At 61.3% G+C, this 17659-nt stretch carries 18 protein-coding genes; 9 read left to right on the top strand and 9 right to left on the bottom strand.

Annotation, left to right across the window (positions count from 1 at the left end; translation table 11 throughout):
* Window positions 1–21 precede the first annotated feature (21 nt).
* Window positions 22–1479 carry a PLP-dependent aminotransferase family protein gene (locus ACERHN_RS08140; RefSeq protein ID WP_415922134.1) on the bottom strand — a complete coding sequence of 486 codons (1458 nt, stop codon included), beginning with the start codon at window positions 1477–1479 and terminating at the stop codon, window positions 22–24.
* 275 nt (window positions 1480–1754) lie between these two features.
* Here ACERHN_RS08140 and ACERHN_RS08135 point away from each other — a divergent pair, with 275 nt between their 5' ends.
* From ACERHN_RS08135 to ACERHN_RS08125, 3 genes are all read left to right on the top strand, one after another.
* Window positions 1755–2099 carry a BrnA antitoxin family protein gene (locus ACERHN_RS08135; protein ID WP_415922133.1) on the top strand — a complete coding sequence of 115 codons (345 nt, stop codon included), beginning with the start codon at window positions 1755–1757 and terminating at the stop codon, window positions 2097–2099.
* A 290-nt stretch (window positions 2100–2389) separates the two neighbouring features.
* Window positions 2390–3490, top strand: coding sequence for a ParA family protein (locus ACERHN_RS08130; protein WP_415922132.1), 1101 nt, complete (start codon window positions 2390–2392; stop codon window positions 3488–3490).
* On the top strand, window positions 3487–4158 hold the full coding sequence (locus ACERHN_RS08125) for a hypothetical protein (RefSeq protein ID WP_415922131.1): 672 nt from the start codon (window positions 3487–3489) through the stop codon (window positions 4156–4158). Before ACERHN_RS08130 ends, ACERHN_RS08125 begins: the two co-directional genes overlap by 4 nt.
* 295 nt (window positions 4159–4453) lie before the next feature.
* Here ACERHN_RS08125 and ACERHN_RS08120 read toward each other — a convergent pair whose 3' ends face one another.
* Complete coding sequence (locus ACERHN_RS08120) at window positions 4454–5848, bottom strand: aspartate aminotransferase family protein (protein WP_415922707.1); 1395 nt, start codon at window positions 5846–5848, stop codon at window positions 4454–4456.
* 394 nt (window positions 5849–6242) lie between these two features.
* On the opposite strand from ACERHN_RS08120, the gene ACERHN_RS08115 reads away from it, so the two are divergent.
* The 3 genes from ACERHN_RS08115 to ACERHN_RS08105 all read left to right on the top strand — a co-directional run bounded on the left by ACERHN_RS08115 (window position 6243) and on the right by ACERHN_RS08105 (window position 9455).
* Window positions 6243–7247, top strand: coding sequence for an ABC transporter substrate-binding protein (locus ACERHN_RS08115; RefSeq protein WP_415922130.1), 1005 nt, complete (start codon window positions 6243–6245; stop codon window positions 7245–7247).
* A 94-nt stretch (window positions 7248–7341) separates the two neighbouring features.
* Window positions 7342–8148, top strand: a complete 807-nt coding sequence (locus ACERHN_RS08110) for a taurine ABC transporter ATP-binding protein (protein ID WP_415922129.1) — start codon at window positions 7342–7344, stop codon at window positions 8146–8148.
* Window positions 8149–8153: 5 nt separating this feature from the next.
* The gene (locus ACERHN_RS08105) at window positions 8154–9455 is read left to right on the top strand and encodes an ABC transporter permease (RefSeq protein WP_415922706.1); all 1302 of its coding nucleotides are present in this window, start codon (window positions 8154–8156) and stop codon (window positions 9453–9455) included.
* A 103-nt stretch (window positions 9456–9558) separates the two neighbouring features.
* Here the strand turns inward: ACERHN_RS08105 and ACERHN_RS08100 are convergent, their stop codons facing one another.
* The 3 genes from ACERHN_RS08100 to ACERHN_RS08090 all read right to left on the bottom strand — a co-directional run bounded on the left by ACERHN_RS08100 (window position 9559) and on the right by ACERHN_RS08090 (window position 12243).
* Window positions 9559–9924, bottom strand: a complete 366-nt coding sequence (locus ACERHN_RS08100; RefSeq protein WP_415922128.1) for a hypothetical protein — start codon at window positions 9922–9924, stop codon at window positions 9559–9561.
* A gap of 96 nt (window positions 9925–10020) precedes the next feature.
* Entirely contained in the window at window positions 10021–11226 is a 1206-nt protein-coding gene (locus tag ACERHN_RS08095) for a cation:proton antiporter (RefSeq protein ID WP_415922127.1), read from the bottom strand.
* Between the two features lie 147 nt (window positions 11227–11373).
* Complete coding sequence (locus ACERHN_RS08090; RefSeq protein ID WP_415922126.1) at window positions 11374–12243, bottom strand: LysR family transcriptional regulator; 870 nt, start codon at window positions 12241–12243, stop codon at window positions 11374–11376.
* Between the two features lie 135 nt (window positions 12244–12378).
* Here ACERHN_RS08090 and ACERHN_RS08085 point away from each other — a divergent pair, with 135 nt between their 5' ends.
* From ACERHN_RS08085 to egtD, 3 genes are all read left to right on the top strand, one after another.
* Complete coding sequence (locus ACERHN_RS08085) at window positions 12379–12585, top strand: hypothetical protein (RefSeq protein ID WP_415922125.1); 207 nt, start codon at window positions 12379–12381, stop codon at window positions 12583–12585.
* A gap of 90 nt (window positions 12586–12675) precedes the next feature.
* On the top strand, window positions 12676–13938 hold the full coding sequence (gene egtB, locus ACERHN_RS08080; protein ID WP_415922124.1) for an ergothioneine biosynthesis protein EgtB: 1263 nt from the start codon (window positions 12676–12678) through the stop codon (window positions 13936–13938).
* Window positions 13938–14909 carry an L-histidine N(alpha)-methyltransferase gene (gene egtD, locus ACERHN_RS08075; protein ID WP_415922123.1) on the top strand — a complete coding sequence of 324 codons (972 nt, stop codon included), beginning with the start codon at window positions 13938–13940 and terminating at the stop codon, window positions 14907–14909. Before egtB ends, egtD begins: the two co-directional genes overlap by 1 nt.
* A 27-nt stretch (window positions 14910–14936) precedes the next feature.
* On the opposite strand, the gene ACERHN_RS08070 is transcribed toward egtD, so the two are convergent.
* From ACERHN_RS08070 to ACERHN_RS08055, 4 genes are read right to left on the bottom strand one after another with little or no spacing between them, the layout of a single operon-like run.
* On the bottom strand, window positions 14937–15947 hold the full coding sequence (locus ACERHN_RS08070) for an AI-2E family transporter (protein WP_415922122.1): 1011 nt from the start codon (window positions 15945–15947) through the stop codon (window positions 14937–14939).
* The gene (locus ACERHN_RS08065; RefSeq protein WP_415922121.1) at window positions 15940–16725 is read right to left on the bottom strand and encodes a hypothetical protein; all 786 of its coding nucleotides are present in this window, start codon (window positions 16723–16725) and stop codon (window positions 15940–15942) included. Before ACERHN_RS08065 ends, ACERHN_RS08070 begins: the two co-directional genes overlap by 8 nt.
* Window positions 16715–17107, bottom strand: a complete 393-nt coding sequence (locus tag ACERHN_RS08060; RefSeq protein WP_415922120.1) for a phage holin family protein — start codon at window positions 17105–17107, stop codon at window positions 16715–16717. The genes ACERHN_RS08065 and ACERHN_RS08060 overlap by 11 nt, the downstream gene beginning before the upstream one ends.
* Window positions 17107–17538, bottom strand: a complete 432-nt coding sequence (locus ACERHN_RS08055) for a hypothetical protein (RefSeq protein WP_415922119.1) — start codon at window positions 17536–17538, stop codon at window positions 17107–17109. Before ACERHN_RS08055 ends, ACERHN_RS08060 begins: the two co-directional genes overlap by 1 nt.
* Window positions 17539–17659 lie beyond the last annotated feature (121 nt).

Genomic DNA, 17659 nt, shown 5'->3' with positions numbered 1-17659 from the left:
TCATGTCCATTTAAGTCCAGCTTAGTGCCGCAGGGCCGTGCTCACTATGTCCAGTCCTTCGCGGATGCGCGTGTGCGGAATGGAAGAGTATCCAAGACGGTAGTAGCTGCGCGGCGGGGCGTCGCCGGCAAAGAATGCATGGCCGGGTTCGATCAGGACACTCTGTGCCTCCAGAGCCTTGGCGCGCTCGGCCATATCGATGCTGTTGTCGGCCTTCATCCAGAACGACGAGCCACCGAATGCCCCCATCCCCGCGACCTGCAAACCACATGCATCAATCGCATCCTGCATCGCTTCGCGCCGGGCCTGAAGGGCGGCACTCATCTTGCGGATCTGTGCATCATAGTGACCCATCGACAGGAAATAGGCCGCCGTCCGCTGGATATGGCCGGGCGGGTGGCGCAACACGGACGTGCGCAGCGCGCGCGCCTCGCGGACAAACGGTTCCGAGCCGACCAGATAGCCCAGTCGCATCCCCGGAAAGAGCGACTTGGAAAAGCTGCCGACATAGATCACGCGCCCGTCACGGTCCATGGATTTCAGCGCCGGTGACGGTGGCTCGAGAAAGGACATCTCGAACTCGTAATCGTCCTCGACAATCAGCGCATCGAGGTCCTGCGCGCGGTCCAGCAGGGCCTGCCGCCGGCTCATCGGCATTGTCGCCGTGGTCGGACATTGATGGCTGGGTGTGCAGAAAATCACATCCGTTTCCGGCGGCAACCCATCGGGCGGGAGCCCGTCTGCGTCTACGCGCACAGGCACAAGATGGCAGCGCGATTGGGTCAGAATATCGCGCAGCGCGGGATAACACGGATCTTCGAACGCAGCCGTCCTGCGCTGTGTCAGCAGCACCTGCGCCGCCAGCCACAGCGCATTCTGAGCGCCCAAGGTGATCAGGATTTGGTCGGACGTGGCCGCAATCCCGCGACGGGGCAGGGTGTTGCGCTGGATGAACTCGATCAGCTGCGGATCATCCTGATCAAAGTAGTCGGAGGTCAGCGACGCAAAATCCCGCTGTCCCAAAGCCTGCAGCGCGCATTGCCGCCAGTTGGCATGATCAAAAAGCTGCGGGTCCGTCTGACCATAGATGAACGGGTATTTGTAGCGCGCCCAATCCTGCGGTTTTGACAGGGTCACACCGCCTGCAAACCGCTGTCCGATGGCGCGGGTCCAGTCCACGGCGTCCTCTGTCGTCGCCTGCGGCCGAAACACCGGCGGAACGGGCGCATTGCCGGACACGAAATACCCCGACCGCCCCCGCGACACGAGGTAATCCGAGGCGACCAGTTCCGTGTAGGCGAGCGTGACGGTGATGCGGCTGATGCCGAGATGCGCGGCCAGCTTGCGCGTCGACGGCAGCTTTTCCCCGGCCCCGAACCGACCCGACAGAATGCCGTGCGCCACCATCTGCTGCACCTGGTTCTGCAAGGTGCCCTGATGGTGCGGCTGAAGAAAGAATGTCTCGACTGGGAGTGCCATGCCGCAACTGTATACTGGACATAAGTAAGGTGCAAACTGGCATTAAGCGCAGCTGAAACTCAGTTGCCTGTTTGGCCACATGCAACAATTATTGAGACGATACGTATCAATTTTTGCAAGGAAAGGCAAGCACAAGCTGTGCACAGACTGTGCACAGTTCGTACACCGCGCGGTCACATCATAGGCCCTTTACCGGTTCAGACGAAGGTGGGGGGGGACGCGGACGAAAGGACAGCCCGATGCCGACCCCAAGCAAAGTGCAAGCGCACACCCAGATGATGTACGAACTCGAGGCCCTGCAGACGGACCTGTTCATCCGTTGGCGCGACCAGAGCCTGCCGGACGGGTGGCGGGGCATGGATCTCGATGACCCGGTGGAGCCGCACAAGACGCGCGTGACCCTGCGCATCGACAGCGACATGCTGGCGTGGTTCCGCAAGCTGGGCCCCGGATATCAGAAACGCCTGAACCGCGTGCTGCGGGTCTACTGGCTGTCCCTGCTGAGCGGCCACATCAAGGGATACCCGTCCGACAAAGTGCTGCCCCGACTGGAACACGAGGCCCGGATGTTGCAGGAAGAAATGCGCGAGCGCAGTCGTGCAATGGGGCTTGAGGGGTGAGGTTGGGTTTGTGGCGTGACTGCGCGGTGTTGTTTGTAGCGTCCGGTGCCAGCCCAAGGGAGACATTGGACTTGACTGGGCGCAGTCGGCCATAACCGATACCCAGGCGGAAGAGCGGACTTTTGCTGCAATGCAGCTTACTTTCACATGGCCTCACGAACTGGGCTGGGGTTGAGCTTCATGCGCTGTTGTTTTTTGGGCTGATCCTTGCCTTGTGCAGGGTGAATCTTTCAAGACTTGCAACTAGAAGTTCATATCATACAGTTGTTCGTCCATAGGGGGGTACTCAATTGCAGCCAAAGATCGTAACGATATTCAATAACAAGGGTGGCGTTGGTAAGACCACATTGACTTACCATCTAGCACACGCTCTTGGCGAATTAGGAAACAAAATCCTTTTGATGGATCTTGATCCTCAATGTAACTTGACCATTTTTTCTTTGGAAATGGAGCAAATTCACGAAATTTGGCAACCTGAAGACCCGTATGTGGACGACTTTGATGCGCAAAGAAAGTCTGGGGGAGAAGCTGCGCTTGCGACAATGACAGGTTCATCACGTTCTGTCCATTTCACCCTAAAGCCAACTGAGGACGGTACTGCCGATCTCGATGAACTACCTCCGCCCGTAGAGCTGACAGACAATGTGCATCTTTTGCCTGGGCGTCTCACACTTCACCTGTTCGAAGCCAAAATCGGTGAACGCTGGGGGGGGATATATCAAGGTGACCCACTCGCAATACGTACTGCTACCCGCGTGCGTCAACTGGCATATGAGTATGCAGCACTTCACGGTTATAACATTGTAATTCTTGATACATCGCCGAGCTTGGGCGCGCTGAACCGAAACCTTCTTACTCTAACCGACGGATTTATCATTCCATGTTCTCCTGATCTATTCTCGATTTATGGAATTAGGAACATTGGAAATGCGCTCCGCATTTGGAGAAAGCAATTCGATACGATATTTCAGCTTCTGTCAGATACGAAGCGCGATGCATTTCCAAGCAAGTTCGTCAAGCTAATGGGGTACACACTCTTCAATGCCAAGAAATACGATGGGTTCAATGATTTGCAGCTAGCTAAGGCGCATTATCACTATGCTACCCAAATACCAGTAACCATTAGAGACTTCATAGACAGTGATATCACATTTAACAATGAGCAGTATTTAACAAATTCAATGGGCGATAACTCTGTTATTCATACTCACAACACATTCCCAAGCATGTCTCAAAAGTATAACCGCCCAATGTGGCAACTTCCGGACTGTGGTGTGCTTGATTCTGGTGACGTAAGCACGATTGCAGGTAACCAAGCGAAGTACAGAGCCACCCAAAAGGCCTATCACAACTTTGCAACGGATTTTATGGCGAGGGTTGGAGACCTATGACAATTGATTCCCAACCCGCGTTCGATGATGTTCTTGAAGTATTTGACAGGCAAAAGCATACAATCGAGATCTTTATGGACGCGGTCGTTAAAACTGTTGGTGAACACCCGGACCTTACGAATGGCGACCGCAGGATTGTCCATTCATACAAAAGTAGGTTGAAAGACCGTGAGCACTTGCGAGAGAAGGTCAGACGCAAAACCTCAGACGGCAGAGTGATCAACGCCGAGAACTTGTTTAGCGAGGTGACTGACTTAGCTGGGGTTAGAATTCTTCACCTTTTTCAAGACGATTTTGGGGCGATAGATGCAATAATTCGAACTCAAATTGCCAATGGAGATTGGGTGCTCGACGAGCAACCCAAGGCCTATACATGGGATCCAGAAGCGGCGAAATACTTTTCGGGTTTTGAATTGGAGGTAGTAGAGAAGCCGTCCTCCTACACAAGTGTGCATTATTTGGTCCGCCCTCGCGAAGATTCGCCACAATGCTGTGAGATACAAGTTCGAACACTTTTTGAGGAAATATGGGGGGAAGTCGATCACCAGATGAACTACCCAACGGTCACAGACAACCTCGCCTGTAAAGAACAAATCATGGTCTTGTCGAAGATAGTGGGCGCAGGGAGTCGATTGCTAGATTCTCTGAAGAGAGTACATGATAGCTGAAGCTATTTTGATGGCGCCTTTGTGAGCAATATTCACTTATGCTGTGTCGCACTAGACCATGACTTAGTTAATCGGCGGCATTTGGCCGGACTGGATTGGGAAACCACCCGCACTTTGCAACTTTGCAAAGTCCGCTTCCTGCGCATCTCTGACACTGTTGAGAATTGCTGGATACGCCAGTCTCGGTGCCCTTCAGCGCGAATTGTGACGCATCGGCGTTGGGCGGCAATAACGCCGTGGTGGCATAGAAAAAGCCGCCAGCGAGGTGGCGGCTTTTTCTTGATGTTTGAACCGATTAGCCGAAGACGCGGGTCAGGGCGCCGTCTACGGCATCGCAGATCTGGTTGATGTCGTCCTTGGTCGCGATGAGCGCGGGCGAGAAGCACAGGGTGTTGTTCTTGCCCGGCAAGGACCGGTTCGTCGCGCCAATCACCACGGCCTGGCCCATGCAGTCCTTGACCACCGCCTGCACCATCGCCTCGTTCGCGGGATCGCGGGTTTCGCGGTCGGCGACGAGTTCCGCGCCGAGGAACAGACCCTTGCCGCGGACGTCACCGATCACTTCGTGCTTGTCCTTCAGCTCTTCGAGCTTTTCGAGCATGTAATCGCCCATGGCGACCGTGTTGCCGAGCAGGTCCTCGTCCTCGATGATGCGCATGTTTTCCAGCGCCGCCGCCGGGCCTGCGGTGCAGCCGCCGAAGGTGGAGATGTCGCGGAAGTAGTTCATGGGGTCGGACGTGTCGTCCTTGAACATGTCGAAGACTTCGTTGGTGGTCGCGAGGCACGAGATGGCGGCGTAGCCGGAGGCGACCCCTTTGGCCATTGTCACCATGTCCGGCTGGATGCCGTAGTGCTGGTAGCCGAACCATGTGCCGGTGCGGCCGACGCCGCAGACGACTTCGTCGATGTGCAGGAGGATGTCGTACTTTTTGCAGATCTCCTGCACGCGTTCCCAGTAGCCTTCGGGGGGCACGATCACGCCGCCGCCTGCGGTGACGGGTTCGAGGCAGAGGGCACCCACGGTGTCGGGGCCTTCGCGCAGGATGATTTCCTCGATCTGGTTGGCGGCCCATTCGCCGTAGTTCGCGTCAGGTGCGCCGTCCTGTTCGTGCTTGCGGTATTCGAGGCAGTGGGGGACGCGCACGAAACCGGGGGTGTACGGGCCGTATTGCGCGTTGCGCTCGTCCTGGCCGCCCGCAGACAGGCACGCGATGGTGGTGCCGTGGTAGTCGCGGTCGCGGTAGAGGATCTTGTGCTTTTTGCCGCCGTAGCGCTTGTGCGCGATCTGGCGGACCATTTTAAAGGCTTTCTCATTCGCCTCGGACCCCGAGTTGGCATAGTAGACGCGGTCAAGCCCCGGCATCTTGGTCAGCAGCTTTTCGGCAAAGAGTGCGCCGGGGATGGAGCCGACGGTGCCGCCGAAGAAGTTCATTTTGACGATGGCGTCACGCACGGCGTCGCCCATGCTTTCGCGGCCATAGCCCACGTTCACCGTCCAGACGCCGCCAGACACGGCGTCGATATGTTCAACGCCCTTCTGGTCCCACACGCGCAGGCCCTTGCCTTCGACGATGATCTTGGGATCGGCGCCGGTAAAGAAGGGCTGATGCTGGATCAGGTGATGCCAGACATTGGCGCGGTCCGCTTCGATCACGCGGCTGATATCGTTTTCGTTGAACGTGCCGTCCATCATTGTTCTGACCTTTCATAAGATATGCGCGGGACCATGAATTCAGAGGCCGGAATCTGCGCTGCGGCATACAATCGCCTAGAATCTGCACATCGAAGTAGGGCCAGTTTTGGCGCGTAAGTAAAGCCAGTTGGGCCAGTGCCGGGCAGGGCCATGGCGGGGAAACGCGGGAAATGTCCTGTTTTTCAGGCATATGCCGTGGTTTTCGCGTTTCTTCATTTATCCGTTGGGTCCGCCAAAATGTCCGACCTCACGCGTTTTAACGTTGAAACATACGCGATTATCGGCTCCGATCCGCGCAGCGCCGTGAAAACGCGGCCCGACAGAGGCGGGACACCGCCCGCCGAACTCGAAGCGCATGGGACAACCAGCGCACTAACACGGGAGTAACAAGATGACTTTTAAAACCAAACTGATGGGTGCGGTTGCAGCGACAGCGATGCTGGCCGGTGCACAGGGCGCAGTGGCCGCGGGCCACGGCGGTGAGATCACCGTTGCCTATTTCCTGGAGTGGCCGATGCCGTTCCAGTTCGCCAAAGAAACCGGCATGTACGAAGAAGCCATGGGCACCAAGATCAACTGGGTCAGCTTCGACACCGGCACCGCGATGTCCGCGGCCATGGCGTCCGGCGACGTTCAGCTGTCCGTGAGCCAGGGCATCCCGCCCTTCGTGGTTGCGACATCCGCCGGTCAGGACCTGCAGGTTCTGGACGTGGCCGTGTCCTATGCTGACAACGACAACTGCGTTGTGCGCGCCGATCTGGAGATCGACAAGGACAGTGCGGGCGAATTGTCCGGCAAGAAAGTGGCCGTGCCGTTGGGTACTGCGGCCCACTACGGCTTCCTCAAGCAAATGGAGCACTTCAACGTCTCCCTCGACAGCCTTGAGATCGTCGACATGGCACCCGCCGAAGGTGAAGCCGCGCTGAGCCAGGGTTCTGTGGACATGGCCTGTGGCTGGGGTGGCGCGCTGCGCCGCATGCTGGGGTCCGGCAACGTGCTGCTGACTGGCGCGGAAAAGACCGACCTGGGCATCCTCGTGTTTGACGCGACAACCGCGCCGACATCGTTCGTGGCCGAAGAATCCGAGCTGGTCTCGCAATTCCTGGCTGTCACGGCCGAAGCCAACGCAATGTGGGCCGACGAATCGAACCACGCGAAAATGCTGCCCGTGATCGCCAAGGATGCGGGTATGTCCGAAGAGGACGCGGCATCGACGCTGTCCACATTCGTGTTCCCGACTGTCGACGAGCAGTTGAGCGATGCATGGCTCGGCGGTAACGCGGCGACCTTCATGAAGGGTGTTGCGGACGTGTTCGTGGCCTCCGGTTCGATCGACGCGGCCAAAGCGTCCTACAGTGACAACGTGAACGCAGAGCCTCTGGGCGCTGCCAACTGATCACGTTTCGTGATGGGGTGGGCGCAGCTATTGTGCCCACCCTTTTTTCGCTCTGAATGACAGAGCGGCCCACCCTGGCAAGAGGGGGACAGAAGTGTCCGGACTTCTCATAAATGATATCTCGATGCGCTTTGACCTGCCCAATGGCGGCCATGTCCAGGCGCTCAAAAACGTAACGCTCGACATCAAGTCCGGCGAATTGATGAGCGTGCTCGGGCCTTCGGGCTGTGGCAAGACAACGCTTTTGAACATTGTCGCGGGCTTTCTCGCGCCGACCGAGGGCACCATTCAGCTGAATGACGAAGTGGTCCATGGACCCGGCCCCGAACGCGGGATGGTGTTCCAGCAGGGCGCATTGTTCGAATGGATGAGCGTGCGGGACAACGTGAGTTTTGGCCCCGACATGAAGGGGATGAGCCGCGCGGAGAGCCGCGAAAATGTCGAGCACTTGCTGGATGTGGTGGGCTTGCAGGATTTCAAGGAAAAGGCGGTTTACGAGCTGTCGGGCGGGATGCAGCAGCGTGTGGCCCTGGCCCGCTGTCTGGCCAACGATCCTGACGTGATCCTGATGGACGAACCTTTGGGTGCGCTGGACGCGCTGACCCGAGAAAAGATGCAAAGCCTCGTGCTGGACCTGTGGAAGGACACCGGCAAGACGATCATCCTGATCACGCACTCGGTCGAAGAGGCGCTGTTGCTTGGGGAGCGGTTGTTGGTCATGGCGCCGCGTCCGGGCCGCGTTCACAAGGAATACCGGCTGCCGTTTGCGGACATGGGTGTGGGCAATGACCTGCGCGAGGTCAAGAAGGATCCCAAATACGCGCCCACGCGCGAAGAGATCCTCGAGATGATCTGGAACATGGAAGAAGAGATTATGGGCCGCACGGAGGAAAACGCATGACCGGGATACTTGTTCTTGCGCTGTATGTCGGCGCGTTTTTCGGATCGTTCTTTCTGGCGCGTATTCTGTTCAAGAGCGCGTTTGAAAAGAAGGGGTTCAACCGGCTGAAGACCGTCACCTTTGGGGATGAAAGTGCGATCACGGCGAACCGCGTGGCGTCGGTCATATCGGTGATCACGGTGTTCTGGCTGTGGGTGGCGTTCACGAATTCGGCCATTCCGCTGCCGAAATTTCCGGGGCCGTTTTCCGGTGACATGACGTTCACCTATACCGCGCAGCTTGAGGACGGGACCACGGATGATGCGACCGTCACCATGCGCGTCTACCGTGAGGACATTCAGCAGACGTTGGACGCAGAGGGCAATCCGGGCCGTGAGCCGGAGCCCGCGGAGGTGGAGCCGGGCGACGGGTTTGCCAAGAATGACAGCCTCACCGTGGCGCGGTATTCGTTCAAGGTGATCAACGTGTGGTCCAATGACGAAGTGTCGAAAAAGGACGGCTCGACCGTGGTGGCCATCAACGGTCAGCCGATTGAACCGGGTCAGAAGATCAGTGTGGCCGAGGGCCAGATCGGTCTGACGGACAAGGGCACGCCGACCTTTGAACCGGCGGTGGGGCTGCGCATGGCGCGCCTGTACCTGCCCGCGCCGGAGGTGGTGTTCCAGCGGTTCATCTGGCTGAACCAGGAAGGCTATCAGGGGTACACGCTGCTCGAACACACGTGGTTTTCGCTGAAGCGTGTTGTGCTTGGCTTTGTCATCGGGGCGCTGGTGGGTGTGCCCATCGGCTATGCGATGGGTCTGACCGGATGGGCGCGCGGGTGGTTTGATCCGATTGTGGAATTCATGCGCCCCATCCCGCCGCTTGCGTTGATCCCGTTGATCATCATCTGGTTCGGGATTGGTGAATTGGGCAAGGTCGTGCTGCTGTTCCTGGCGGCGCTCTGGATCATGATCATTGCCGCACGCTCCGGGGTGTCCGGTGTCGCCATTTCCAAGGTGCACGCGGCCTATTCTCTGGGCGCGTCGAAATGGCAGATCCTGTCCAAGGTCATCGTGCCGAACTCGCTGCCGGACATCTTTACCGGTGCGCGGGTCGCGATGGGCGTCTGCTGGGGCACGGTTGTTGCGGCAGAGCTGGTCGCGGCGAATGTGGGTCTGGGCAAGATGATCGTGACGGCGTCGAAGTTCCAGCTGACCGACATCATCATCGTCGGCATCATCATCATCGGCATCATTGGCTTTGCCATCGAAGTCGGGATGCGTGCGCTGGAAAACTGGCTGATTCCGTGGAAGGGCAAAGTCTGATCCGGGCAACGCCCCGGGCGTCTGATCCGGATGTGATCCCACATCAGGTTCGACTGGCCGAATGATATGGAAAAGGCGGGGCGGTGTGCCCCGCCTTTTGCGTTCAGGCGGCTGCCATCTTGGGTTGACCGTTCCGCAGGGACATCGCCAGCCCATAAGCCGAGCGACCGTAGAACCACATCTGGCCAATCAGACCGACGAGGACGCCGATGGAAAAGAGCATTGGCACGCCGGAGCCGACGGGTGTCGTGTCCATTGCAAATGCGCCAACCATCAGGATCAGGGCCGCGCCCCAGATGGTGGCACAGCGCCAGAACACCTTGATCTGCTTTTCGAACTCCGCGCGGGCGTGGGCGTCCGCTTTGGCTTTCCACATGTAGGCAAAGATGACGCCGACGAAGGGCGTGAAGAACACGAGGAAGCCCGCGGTGTAGAGGCTCCATACGAGGGTTGGTTTGTTGTCTGTCATGGTCTGTCCTGATCACGTTTTTGTGTGTCGGCTCAGGCTGACCGCGCAATGCGGCGTGATTTTGGCGATCTCGGGGAGAATTGGTGCGGTTCGGCGTCAGCCGTCTGCATCGTCCCCTTTCGGGCTTGAAAACCGCTTTGCAGCAGGTGCGGCGGTCATGCCGTGCAAGACGGCGCTGATCACCACGGTCAGGAAGCAGATCAGGAGGATTTCGTGCCCGTGTGTCAGGCGGTCGAATTCCTGCAGGACCAGCAGCGCAAACAGCGCGGTGGCCAGACCGCGCGGCCCGAACCATCCCAAAAACAGCCGTTCGGAGGGTGTGGTGCGGGTGCCCAGCAAGGACAGCCAGATGGCGACGGGCCGGGTCACAAAAAGGCTGATCAGGATGAGGGCGATCCATGTGGGGCTGAGGCTGCGGATCAGGTCGGGGGCCACGACCACCCCCAGCAGGACAAAGGTGCCCAGCACCAGAAGCTGTCCCTCGGTCTCCAGAAACTCCAGCACGAACTTGCATTGCCTGCGGAACATCAGCCCAAAGGTCAGCCCACCGACAAAGGCGGCCAGAAACCCGTTCCCGCCAATCGCAACTGACACCAGATAGCAGAGCGCCGCCAGTGCCAGCACGCCCATGCCTTCGGACAGGTCATTGGCCAGCCCGCGCAGCAGGGCGCGGGACATGAGCCACGCCCCCGCCGCGCCAATGGCGGCACCGGCGAGGCCGCCCAGGCCGATCTGCTTGGCGGCGAACACCGTCCAGCTGGTCTGGACATTGTCGTGGATGCCGTCCACCGCGAGGCACCCGAAAAAGAGGACCGCAGGCAGGGCAAGCCCGTCATTCACGCCGCTTTCAACGGTCAAGGCGCTGCGCAGACGTTCGGGCACGCGCGGGTTGGTCACGACCGCCTGCCCCAATGCGGCGTCCGTGGGGGCCAGGATGGCCGCCAGCAGCGCCAGTTCCCAAACAGGCCAGCCCGGCAGGAGCAGCATGTTGACGACATAGCCAAAGAGCATCGCAAGCGGCAGACCGATCACCAACATGCGCAGGGGCACCCATACCCCCTCGCGCAGGGCGCGTGCCTTGACCATCGCCGCATCGGAAAAGAGCACGATGACCAGTGTGATTTCCGCGAGCAGGTGCAGGGTCTCTTCGAGATGGCCTGTCCTGCCTTCGAGCAATGTGGCCAGCGCGAGGCCCAACGCGATGGCCAGCATCGGTGCCGTGATGACACCCGTGCTCAGCCGTTCGCCCAGCAATGCATAGGCAAAGGCCGCGCCTGCGATCAGGATCAGTGCGAATTCCATGATGCGCGTCCTGCTGTGTCGGGGGGCGGTTTGTGGCGGCGTGCGCGGGGCGGATGCCAGTCAAATTTCCAGCCCATGATCGTCATCCCGCCGTTGCCGTCCTGTGATGCAGCATACTGCATTCGCGGCGTCGCACCACCCGTCGGGCTAACTTGTGAACAGGCTGCGCCGGGTGACGATCCAGTCCGCGACAAAGTCGACAAAGGCGCGGACCCGCGCGGTGCGGCGCAAGTCCCCATGCAGCAGCACCCAGAGTGACCGGTCCGCCTGGACCGGCAGGTCTGGTATCCGCACAAGGCTCGGATGCGCGTCGCCGAGAAAGGCGGGCACGAAGGCCATGCCCAGCCCTTTCGACGCCGCTTCGATCTGCATGAACACTTCGGGCAGGCCGTGGCGTGCGGTCGCGCGGGGCAGGGGGCTGTTTGCGATCCAGGCATCATTGCGGCCCCACCCGATCCAGTGCGCGCCCCGTCCTTCGGTCTCTGCGAGCGTCGGGTGCGCGGCGATGTAGTCGGGTGTGGCAAAGGCTGCACTGACATAGTCGACAAGCCGCCGGCCCACGAGGTCATCGTCGATCTGCCGTGCGGCACGGATGGAAACATCCGCCTCTTGCCGCGACAGGTCCGATATCCGGTTTGTCGCGATCACGTCGATCCGGATGTCAGGGTAGGCTTTGGTGAAGGCGGTCAGGATATCGGCCAGAAACCCCTGGCCGAAGGAGGGCGGCATGCTGACGCGGACGGTGCCGGTCGGGTCGCTGTCGAGGCCGGTGAGGCGGCGTTGCACCTCGAGCATCTGGCGCTCCATCTCTTGGGCGAAGGGCAGCAGCGTTTCGCCCGGTTCGGTCAGGGTCAGGCCCCGTGCGGAGCGGTCGAAGATCCGCGTGCCAAGCCCGGCCTCGGCCCCTTCGAGCGCCCGCGCCACGGTGGCGTGATTGACGTTGAGCGCGGCAGCGGCGCCGCGCAGGCTGCCCTCGCGGTGGATGGCGAGCATGATGCGCATCTGGTCCCAGTTCATTGCCAGCCCTCTTGCCCATGGATCGTTTTCGATCCGGTCTGATCGCATATTTGCTGCATCGCATGAAAAATCAAAGCGCTAATCTTATGCCGGGCGGCGCAGGATGCGCCGGTCTTTTGCAAACGGAGGCGCGTCGTGCAGAGCTTTGTGATCGCCATGGTCAGTGTCGGGATCCTGTCTGCCGGAGCGGTGCAGGCGGGTGGTTTGCATGTGCCGCCGGGTGCGATCACGACTGCGCACGCGAACGTGTTTCGTCATGGCGCAGCGGGACTTTTACCTATGGAGCCTCAGCCGGACCGCCTGTGTATCGGCGCGATGAAGAGGACGCCGCATGCCTGTTGAACGAGTGGACCGAGCGACCGTTTGCCTGCCGTCTCGCAGACCGCGCAACGCGCGCTACCTCACGCGGCACAGCATGAAGGAGACCACCGCATGACCGCCCCCCTTACATCGCTTGCCCCGAACGAGGCGCTGGAGCTGTTCACGCGGACCCGGATGCGGACCGATGCGCTGGCCGCGCCTCTGTCACCCGAGGACACGATGCTGCAAAGCATGGAGGACGCGTCGCCGGTGAAGTGGCATCTGGCACACACGACGTGGTTCTTTGAAGAGTTTATTCTGAAGCCGCGGGTGCCGGGCTATGTCTCGCCGGACGACCGTTTCGCGTTTCTGTTCAACTCCTACTACACGCAGGCGGGGCCGCGTCATGCGCGCGACAGGCGCGGTTTGGTGTCCCGTCCGGGGGGGCAGGCGGTGCGCGACTACCGGGCGCATGTCGAAGACAGCCTGGCCCGTGTGCTGGTGGCGGCGCGGGGGGATGCCGATGACATCGCGGGCCTGGTTGAGCTCGGCTGTCACCATGAGATGCAACATCAGGAATTGCTGGTCACGGACCTGCTGCACGGGTTCAGCTTTAACCCGCTGTTGCCGGTCTACAAGGATCCCGAACCGCTTCCCGTGACGTCGGAGCAGGCGCTGACCTTTTCCCGGTATGACGGGGGGCTGGTCGAGATCGGGCATGATGGGGCGGGGTTTGCTTATGATTGCGAAGGGCCGCGGCACAAGACGTATCTGAACCCGTACGAGTTGGCGGACCGCCCGGTGACCAATCGCGACTGGATCGCGTTCATGGAGGATGGTGGGTACGCGGATCAGCGGCTGTGGCTGATGGAAGGGCATGCGGTGGCACAGCGCGAAGGCTGGGCGCATCCGCTCTATTGGTGGCAACAGGATGGCGCGTGGTGGACCTATACCTTGCGGGGGGCGCAACCCGTGGCGCTGGATGCGCCGGTTGTGCATGTCAGCTATTACGAGGCGGAGGCGTTCGCCCGTTGGGCCGGTGCGCGGTTGCCGACAGAGGCGGAGCACGAAACCGCGTTCCGGGACGTACCGATTGCGGGCAACTTGATGGGCGATGCGGGCGATACAGGCGCGCTGCGGCCACTGCCGGGACCGGGGGTCTGGGGCGATGTGTGGGAATGGACCGCGTCGGATTTCGCCCCGTATCCGGGGTTCCGCGCCCCTGAGGGTGCGCTGGGTGAATACAACGGCAAGTTCATGGTCAATCAGCGTGTGCTGCGGGGCGGGTCCTGTGCGACCCCGCGCGAACAGATGCGGGCAAGCTACCGCACGTTTTTCTATCCGCACCAGCGCTGGCAGATGATGGGGCTGCGCCTTGCGCGGGACGTGGCCTGATGTACGGGGAACGTGACAGCGCGCTGATGGATCAGCCCACCGTGACCGACCAGTTTTACGAAGACGTGGTGGCCGGTCTGACGGCGCAGAACAAACATCTGAGCCCCAAGTGGCTTTATGATCATGCGGGCAGTGCCCTGTTCGAGCAGATCACCGGGTTGCCGGAATATTACCCGACGCGGACAGAGACCGGGATTTTGCGCGAGCATGCGGCCTACCTCGCCTCGTGCGTGCCGGAGGGCGGCGCGCTGGTCGAGCTGGGTGCGGGTGCGTCGATCAAGACGCAGCTCTTGCTGGATCAGGGGGTGCATTTTGGTGCCTTTGTGCCGCTGGACATCTCGGCGCAGTTCCTGTTTGAGACCGCAGACACGCTGCGCGCGCGGTATGAACGGCTTGACGTGGTCCCGGTGGTTGCGGATTTCCTGCAGCCGGTGGAGCTGCCGCACCGTATCGTTCCCGTGCCCAAGGTCGGGTTCTTTCCCGGTTCGACGATCGGCAATCTGGAGCCGGAGGCGGCGCGCGACCTGCTGGCGCGGGCGCACAGTTGGGGCAATGTGCAGCGCTTTATCCTCGGGGCCGATCTGGTGAAGGCACCGGACACCCTCGTCGCGGCCTATGACGATGCCAGCGGTGTGACGGCGGCGTTCATCAAGAACATCCTGCGCCGGATGAACATGGAATTGGGGGCGGATTTCGATCTGGATGCCTTTGCCTATCGCGCGACATGGGACAGCGCCCTGGCGCGCATCGACATGCAGTTGGTGTCACAGCGCGCGCAGGTGGTACGGATCGGGGATGTCAGCGTCCGCTTTGACGCGGACGAGCCAATCCATGTGAGTGCTGCGCGCAAATACACTCAAGCCAGCCTGACGGCGCTTGTGCACGCCGCCGGGTGGCAGATCGACAAGATGCTAACCGATCCGCGGGGGCAATTCGCCGTTACCGTGCTGTGCCCGACGCGCGACATGTAGGGGCGCGGCCCTGCGTCACCGGGCGCGCTACGCGGCCTTTGCGGTTACGGGGTGCGATGCATTGTGGGTTTCGGTGATCAGGACATAGGTCCACACCAGAATGGGCAGGGCCACGATGCCGCCCACGGGCCCCCACAGCCAAAGGCCGAACACGATGGCGAGGAACACCGCCAGCGGATTGAGCGACAGGCGCCGTCCCACGAAAGTCGGCGTGACAAATTGCGCCTCAATCAGATTGAGGGTCAGGAAAATCGCCGGTGGCACCAGAACCATGCCGCCCGAAAACTGGGTCATGCCCGCAATCAGGAGCGATACGACCATCGCGGCGGGTCCAAGATACAGAATGAAGTTCAACAGGAATGCCGCAGCGCCCCAGACCATGGGATCCGGTATGCCGATCACCGTCAGCGCCATGGCGACGGCGACGCCAAGGCTGGCGTTCACGGCGGTGATCGTAATGAAGTAGTGGGACACGGCGCGATCCGCCGCAAGGAGCCGGGCGCTGATCCTGGGGCCGAGCCACGTGTAGATATCGCTGCGGGTGAGCAGGCAGAAGAACAGGGTGCCGAGGGCAATGAGCGCCTGGGCCATGATGTTCGGCGCGAGCCACAGGGCGTCAATCACCGTGGGCATCGCCTCTTCCATGGCCTCTTCGCCACGTTCGGCGAGTTGCCCTTCGAGCGCTTCGAGGCCGCGCAGGGCAAGGGTCAGGTCCGACATCCAGCTGCGCAGGTGTTCAGAGACGCGGGGCAGTGCGTTGACCAGTTCCATCATGATCGGACCGGCCCAGAGCGCGATCAGCGCGGTCAACACGATTGCAATCACAAGCGCGCCAAGTGCGCCCACGGCGTGGGGCACGTTTAGGCGGGCCATCATCCGCATGGCGGGCGTCAGGACAGTGGCCAGTGTCAGGCCAAGCACCACGGGTGCCAGCACCGCCTGACCAAGTTTCAGGGCACCCACGATGAGGATTGCTGCGATTGTGATCTGGCAGACCGTTCGCAGGTCCGCCAGATCAGTGTAGGGGCGTTCAGCCATGAGCGGCGCCGCCGCGTGTTTCGGGCGCGCCCAGCGCCTCTCGGGCCGCGGACATGCCGGAATCAACGGCAGCCTTGCCGCGCGTCTCAAGGGCGGCGATCTCATCGCGCAGCACCGCTTCGGCCTCGCGCAGAAGCTGGTCGCGCTTGGCACCGAGCAACTCGGCCTCCCGGCGGGTGCCGGGCAGGGCTGCACCGACCAGCGCGCCAATGCCAGCTGCCACGAGCGCCGTGGCGAGTGGGCGTTCCTGATGCGTGCGCTGCGCGGATGTCGCGAGTTTTGCGGCATGTTTTTCCAGCTTGTCTTGCGCCGCGATGGCATGCAGCCGGGCCTGGCGCACCTTGGCGCGCGCCTCGGGGCTGAGCCGGTCGAGCCCGGCGTCCAGCTTGATCCGCAGCGCCTGCGCCCGGCCCGGGCCGATGTCCACCGCATTGGCACGGATGCGCGCCTCTTGCTGGTGGCGCTTGGTGGCGCGGTCCATGCGCGCGTCCGCCTCGCCGGTCAGGGGCGCGGATGCGCTGGGTGCGGGGGCAGGCGCGTCATGCTGTCGTTGCGGCATCGCCATCAGAGCAAGGCCTGCGCCGACAAATGCCACGCTGAGCGGGTTGGCGCGGGCGCGCGCCACGACGGTGCGCGCCACATCGCCCATCTGGGCCGCGGCGGCATGACCGGCGGCGTCCGGCGCGCGGTTGCTGAGCAATGCGCCAAGTGCTGCGGTCAGCCCTTCGCGGTGGGCGTTTGCCTGACTGCGCGCGGTATCAATTGAATTACGAGACATGGGTTTTCTCCGTGACAAGGCGAATGGTTTCAGCGGCGTGTTCGGCGGTCTGCGTTGGTGCGAGCGCCTTGGGCGACACGCGGCTCAGCCCGAGCCAGAGGGCAAGTGCCGAGATGAGCAGGAACGCTCCGCCAGTTGCGAGCGCCGCAAGCCAAGTGGGCAGACCGAACGCGGCAAGGCCGAGAAACAGTGCCGCGGTGAGCGCGACGAACGCGCAAAAGGCAGCGGCCACGCCCATCGCAGCGAGGATCAGCCCGGTGCGTGCAGCGCGCAGGTTTTGCGCCATCTCGACGCGTGCCATGCGCCATTCGTGAACGAGAAGGCCGCGCAGATGTGCGGCGGCGTTCTCAAGCTGCGCCAAAGGGGACGTGTTCAAATGCATCACGACCGCTCCAGATGGTTGGCCCATGGATCATGCGCCGTTGCGGATGTGTCCGGATGGGGGCCCGCCTTGAGGAACCGTGCGGCGGCAAATCCGACCAGTGCCGCACCGCCCAGAACGAGGGCGGGATTGCGGCGGGCAAAGTCGCTGGCCTGACGGGTGAGGGCGTCAATGTCGGCGGTCTTCAGATGTTCCGCAACCTGGCCGAGCGCGTGCACGGCCTGATCCAGAACGGGATCCGCGACGTGGTTTTCGGGCAGGCTGTCACGGGCCGCTTCGGCGGCGTCGGCAACGGCGGATACCTCGCTGGCGGCGTCGGCCTTGAGCGCGTGCGCCTGCTGCGTTGCCGTTTCACTGATGTCGTCGGCCATCTGCCGGCCTGCGGCGGTGATTTCATCCTTCAGGGCGGTGTTCGAAGCTGGTTCGCTCATGAGACATCTCCTCTTGATCCGGGGGCGTGGCCGTTCGGGCCAGTTAACAAAGTAACCAACGCAACCGGCCTTTGGTTCCCTGCGATCTTTCGCGTGGCGCAGGTGCGGGACGTCGTCATTG

The organism is Tateyamaria rhodophyticola, from assembly GCF_047777875.1.
In the GTDB taxonomy this organism is placed as follows: Bacteria; Pseudomonadota; Alphaproteobacteria; order Rhodobacterales; family Rhodobacteraceae; genus Tateyamaria.
This window is presented reverse-complemented; position numbering and strand designations above follow the sequence as displayed.